The 5,839-nt window shown below is 36.2% G+C and carries 5 protein-coding genes and 1 pseudogene; 2 read left to right on the forward strand and 4 right to left on the reverse strand.

Features of this window, described 5'->3' with window-relative positions; all coding sequences use genetic code 11:
- Positions 1 to 947: pseudogene (locus L1266_RS22470) on the forward strand (group II intron maturase-specific domain-containing protein); the annotation flags it as partial.
- Between the two features lie 340 nt (positions 948 to 1,287).
- Here the strand turns inward: L1266_RS22470 and L1266_RS21790 are convergent.
- The gene (locus L1266_RS21790; protein WP_235374336.1) at positions 1,288 to 1,521 is read right to left on the reverse strand and encodes a hypothetical protein; all 234 of its coding nucleotides are present in this window, start codon (positions 1,519 to 1,521) and stop codon (positions 1,288 to 1,290) included.
- Between the two features lie 1,798 nt (positions 1,522 to 3,319).
- Between L1266_RS21790 and L1266_RS21795 the strand changes: the two genes are divergently transcribed.
- Positions 3,320 to 4,453: a hypothetical protein gene (locus L1266_RS21795; protein WP_063530040.1), complete on the forward strand. Its 1,134-nt coding sequence runs from the start codon at positions 3,320 to 3,322 to the stop codon at positions 4,451 to 4,453.
- A 71-nt stretch (positions 4,454 to 4,524) separates the two neighbouring features.
- Here the strand turns inward: L1266_RS21795 and L1266_RS21800 are convergent, their stop codons facing one another.
- The 3 genes from L1266_RS21800 to L1266_RS21810 all read right to left on the reverse strand — a co-directional run bounded on the left by L1266_RS21800 (position 4,525) and on the right by L1266_RS21810 (position 5,821).
- On the reverse strand, positions 4,525 to 4,908 hold the full coding sequence (locus L1266_RS21800; protein WP_063530039.1) for a hypothetical protein: 384 nt from the start codon (positions 4,906 to 4,908) through the stop codon (positions 4,525 to 4,527).
- A 74-nt stretch (positions 4,909 to 4,982) separates the two neighbouring features.
- On the reverse strand, positions 4,983 to 5,279 hold the full coding sequence (locus L1266_RS21805; RefSeq protein ID WP_063530038.1) for a hypothetical protein: 297 nt from the start codon (positions 5,277 to 5,279) through the stop codon (positions 4,983 to 4,985).
- A gap of 23 nt (positions 5,280 to 5,302) precedes the next feature.
- A complete protein-coding gene (locus tag L1266_RS21810) occupies positions 5,303 to 5,821 on the reverse strand; it encodes a hypothetical protein (protein WP_063530037.1) in 519 nt (172 codons plus the stop codon).
- Positions 5,822 to 5,839 lie beyond the last annotated feature (18 nt).

A 5,839-nucleotide genomic window follows, 5' to 3' on the forward strand; every position in this document is an offset into this window, starting at 1 on the left:
AATCCGCGCAATGGGTTCTTGAGGGAGATATCAAAGCCTGTTTCGACAAGATTGGGCATCAATGGCTTATGAATAATATAGCTGTAGATAAACGAATGTTGGAACAATGGTTAAAGTCTGGTTTTATAGACAAAGGGCTGTTCTATCGCACTGACGAGAGAACACCATAAGGCGGGATCATATCTCCAACCTTGATGCTGATGACTCTTGCAGGTCTTGAGCAACGCATTAAGTCCACCGCACTTAAAAATGGGGCGAGAGCCAACTTTATAGGATACGCCGATGATTTCGTCGTCACATGCACTTCAAAGGACGTGCTGGAGAACGATATCAAACCGTTGATTGCTGACTTCTTAGCACATAGAGGCTTAACGCTCTCCGAAGAGAAAACGCACATTACTCACATTAGCCGTGGTTTCGACTTCCTAGGCTTTAACCATAGGAAGTACAAAGGAAAGCTGCTCATTAAACCGAGTAAATCTAACACGTTAATATTTCTGAGTAACTTGCGCGAACTCACTAAAAAGCACGCAACCACCCCCGTTAACGATCTAATCAAGTTGATAAATCCGAAACTCAGGGGTTGGTCGAACTACTATCGACATTGCGTTGCCAAACAAGTATTCGGATATGTGAGTCACAAACTATTTCTAGCGTTATGGCATTGGGCTAAAAGGCGTCATCCAACAAAATCAAAAACTTGGATCGCCATGAAGTACTTTATCAACCGCCGAGGCCAATGGCAATTTCACGGTTGGCAGAAGAGCATGAACATGGATTGTCAGTTTAATCTATTTCAAATAGCTAAGGTGCCAATAGAGAGACATGTGAAAATCAGGAGTGAAGCTACGCCTTTTGATCCTTTATACCAAGAATACTTGGCAAAGAGAAAAGCAAAGAGGAAATGCCGCAACTCTTGGAATGAACCTAATCTCGCTGCTTTATAAGTTGCTGGGTACCAATTAGGTGCCTTCGTGAAGGCTTGAGCCGTATGCAGTGAAAGTTGCACGTACGGTTCTTAGGAGGGCGACACTTGGTAACAGGTGTCGTCTATCCGACAGAAATGTGTTACGCCTGAAAATCTGTTATTGGCACAAACCGGCTATTCAATGTCTGATTTAATACACTCTATAAATCAAACCTGGCAGTTCAAGTTAAAACTTATTCAAAAATAGCTGTTCAAAAATAGCTGTTCAAAAATAGCTAACCTTAAAAGCTGTAACCTAGTACTTGTGAGCAAACTGGGTCTATTTTTAAAGGTTTTACTTTCGCACTCTCTAATTGGGTTTATAAATCAAACACACTGGGTAGCTTATTAACTTCTTCGTAAGTGTGACCTAAAATAATTTGGCCTGATGAGCGTCTGTTACCCAAATCTAACCATATTGGTGATTTTTCCACGATTATTAGCAAAAAACGTCTCATATCAGCACTAACCTTGGCTTTATCTATACAAACATCAACAGGATAAAATCTTTGCCTACTGACATTTGATTCACTAACTTTATCATCGCTATGCACACTGATGTCTAAGTGAACTTAATGATTGGTTACCTTTCGCAGTAAATAATCAAGCTGAAAACATTCTGATAAAAACGCAGATCTTGTACTACCCGCACCTATAACTTATACATTTAATGGTTTAGAAATCCATTTTGATGGGATTCCAAATGTGTTCATTTTTTTAATTCTTTAATGTGTCCGGACATACAATGAGAGTTTTTCATCATCAATTTGAATGTGAAAATTTCACAAACGTATAAATCGATTCAATTCTCGCATTGTTAAAACTTCCTTTGATTTAGGGTTTTTTGTGGTTTACGCGAATGAAGTTTGGGGCCAGTACAATTTTCTCAACATCATTCATGAATTGATATGATCTTTTTAGGTAACGTTGTATTTCCTTGGGTCGTTGATTACTTAGCAAAGCAAGCCAATTAACCTATTTGGTTCTTATTGTTTATCTTTTTCAAACCAAAAAGAAAGGCAGATAATTGAAAACTTTACCTAGGAGTCATTTAGTAATTTCGTTGTAAATTCTCACACGATGAGTAGTTACTTCTTTTTAAGTATCAAAAATGGTTTTTAATTTGATTTGTGAGAGCTAAGAATAAACATTAAGGATAATGATGGTTAAATATATAGGTTAGATCTTTAGGTTAGTGCTGTGGATTGTGATTTTAAGCTGTTGATTATAAAAGATAATAAAAAATAAATGAGATCGCAGTTACACGTTATTTAGATCGCAATTGCACGTTACTTAGATCGCAAGCACACGTTATTAGTACTCATATTGATATTATTATCAACAGGTTATAAAGGGCTGCTTGTAAAATATCCACAAAGATATTGCTCAAGATCGCATTTACACTTTATTTTATTCACAATCACAGTTTGTTTTTTATTCGAAATGGTTGAAAATAGGCCTAATTACTATACCAGATCGCAATTGCACGCTTCTCAGATCGCAATTACACCTTTTTTTAGTGGGTTATTCACAGCCCCCTGAATACATACTACAGAAGTTTAGTGAATTTTCATTTGAAAATAGTTTTTTTTCGCCCGTTACCTTTAATTAAGCGTGATATAATTCTGTAAGCCCTTGAAATATAAGTGTTTTATTTTTCAGATCGGTTTTACACTTTATTTTGTAATTTCTCTGTCCTTTTTAGAGCAAATTCTTCCGATTTATTTTTGACCAATAGTTTTAAGTTCACATCGGGTACACAGAAGTAAGTTGATGAAATAATAAACTGAAAATAAATCTCAGACCCTAATTACACGTTATTCAGTAGTTATGTAGCTTCTCAGATCGCATTTACACTTTATTTTATGAGCTAAATTTTTGTGTCAGATCGCATTTACACGTTATTTTATGACTTCATATTTCATCCCAGATCGCATTTACACGTTATTCTATGGCCTCAAATTTCATCCCAGATCGCATTTACACGTTATTTTTCGGCCTCAATTTCTATCCCAGATCGTAATTACACGCTATTTTATGGGCTCAATTATAGTGTCAGATCGCATTTACACGTTATTTTATGGCCTCAAATTTCATCTCAGATCGCAATTACACCTTAATCAAATAGGTAGGTTTTGAACTCAGATCGCAGTTACACGTTATTCATACTGTTACTCAAACGACCAGATCGCAATTACACGTTATTTTTAATAGGTTAATTAGGTAGTCAGATCACAGTTACACTCTATTATCGTAATGATTATAAAGAGTTTTTTAATAATGGTGCATTTTGCTGTGTTATTTATATAGCGATTTGATATATTTGAAATTCAAGTATGCGGGAATTTCGGTATGAGCAAAAACAAACTTACAATAAATAATTTGCCAGAGACTATCAGCACCAAAGGGTTAGTAGTTCAGGAAGCCGCTGAGGTTGAGCAGCTTAAACTCTTTACTGATGTGCATTTTGAAGGTTTGAAATCTAATTCGTTATCAAATACCTTTCCCCTATACGATTTATGGTCTCGTTTTGTAAGAGTTAAAACTACCATATACCCAATTAGACAAGCACCAGAAAGGCTCGTTAATTCTCGGTCTATTTCTGATAAGTTGGATGGTGTTGAATACACCGGTGAATTACAAATCTCACCAGCTGTAATCAAAGGTAAAGAAACAGACTATGTTGCTTGGCCATCTGACCGCGAAGAAAAAGTGGAGAGGGCATTAATTTCTCTTGCTACGAAAGGCAATATTTCTAAGATTAATAACGCAAGCGGCACTCGTTACGCCATTCATTTTAAAATGAATGAACTAAATGCAGAGCTTAAGTCAGTTAATCAATCACTATCTTATCCAGATTTAAAGGAAGCGCTACTAATCCTGTCTGGTAGTCAACTGTCTTTTAACTACAGCACCAACTCAAATGGTGAAGTAGAAACAAATGAAGCAAAAATGCCTTATCTGGGATCAATTCATTTTTCTGGTAAAAAAGGGCCAAGCACTCAGAGATGCATTGTATTTCTTAATGAGTACATGGCTCAGCAAATTGAAACTGTATCTTATAAAGGATATTACTTTAACCAGGCGCAACAATTTAAGAGAACCTTATCTAGTTGGCTTACAACCAGACTTTATACATTGTTTAGATACGCCAGCCCCGAAAAGACGTATCACTTCATGCTTGTAAGAATAATGATTAAGTTTGGCTCTATTGAGTCAGAAGACATCACTGAAAATCGCTTAATCGCTATTCGCAGAAATATGACTTCAACAATGAAAGACCTTATTAATGCTGGCATTTTAGAGAAGTATGATATAGCTGCTGTAAAAGACGATGAAGGTAAGGTTATCGATTACAAGTACACGTTATACCCAACAGAAGGGTTCTGTGATGAAATTGTGTCGCTCAACAAACACGCTAAAAAAATTAGAATCAAAAGCAATACGACGGAAGAAGTTGTTGAAACTCTTTTAATCGAGCAGTAAGGGGCAGTACATATATTGGTTATGGGGACTGCACTGTTAAAGTTGAACAGTGCAGTGGATTAAAGCCAATTTTACATATCAAGTATTTCAGATTCTTTAATCAAAGCTTTTGAATAACCATACTTTTTAAGCAATTGTTTTACCTCATCTATGTAACCTTGCGAAGCAAATGGCGAAATGTACACTTCTTGAATAAGCTCATTAACATCAATCTTCACGCTCTTGCCTTGAATGAAATTAACAGTTTGATCCAAGCTCTTCTCAGGAGGTGAATCATTCAATATGAAAAGCCTTAGCTCTTTTTCAAAATCATAAAATGGTTTTTTCGTTGTTATTAGTGATAGCCTTGATAGGCTATCATCGCAAAGGTGTTTTTTATATTTAACTTTACCCATATAAAATGGCTCTGGGTTACTGTCTTGCCCGTTAATCACTGAGCGTTTAAGTTTGCTCACCGACGTTTTAACGGCAACCCCATTCGCCTCACCTGAAAGATAAATCTTCCATAAAGCGTATGACTCATGTGGAGTTAATGACCAGCAGTTGATAAAGACACAGTTTTTCTTAGGATTGGTGTTCCAAAAAAAGCTTCCAATTCACCGTTAAGATTGTTCCCACTAATACCATCATTAATTAGATCATCTCTTTCTTTGTTTTTAACACTTTCAGGTATAGATACTTCATATTGATCTGAGAGTGCATTAGCGTTTGGAAAAAACAAAGTGGAATTTATGAGTAACTGTTCAAATTTCCAAGTACTCATATACCGCCAAACAGATGAATTACCATGAGGTATTTCTAGAGCATCGTCATTTTGTAAAATCATCTTCAACCTCCATTTTCAAGCGCTCAAAGACCCAAACTAGCTGCTCGGTTAAAATTCTGCACAGCAAATTCAGCACTAATGTTGTCGAAGTTTTTCAAATAAGAGTCCAGTGCAAATAGACCTATACGTACTGCTTCATTCATAGGAATAGGTACTCCACAAAGCTTTTTACCTTTTTGTGATACTTGCAGAAACAATTTCCCTTCTTGGTATTGAACCTTTAATGATTTGTCATTCTTAGCTCCGTAATGCTTTAACTCAATACTTTCCTTAATGAATAAAAATGCGCATAGAAATTCAATCAAACCTAGCTGAGTAAGCTGAATGGAAATTTTATTTTTCCAGTCATAACGTTTATTTTCTCCAGAAGCTGCCTCAATTCGAATAGTAATTACCCCTTTCCTTGTTATATCTGCTTTAAATTCGACAGCAGCCCCCGAATTCAGATAATAAGTGCACCACTCATGGTTAAACGGTGAGAAGAGATCAACTGCCTGTTGGTGGTACTCTATCGTCGCCAAACAAACAGAAGCATTTACCATGAGTTACAAGCAGTTGAT

This window comes from Pseudoalteromonas sp. Cn5-37 (genome assembly GCF_021532495.1).
Lineage (GTDB): Bacteria > Pseudomonadota > Gammaproteobacteria > Enterobacterales > Alteromonadaceae > Pseudoalteromonas > Pseudoalteromonas simplex.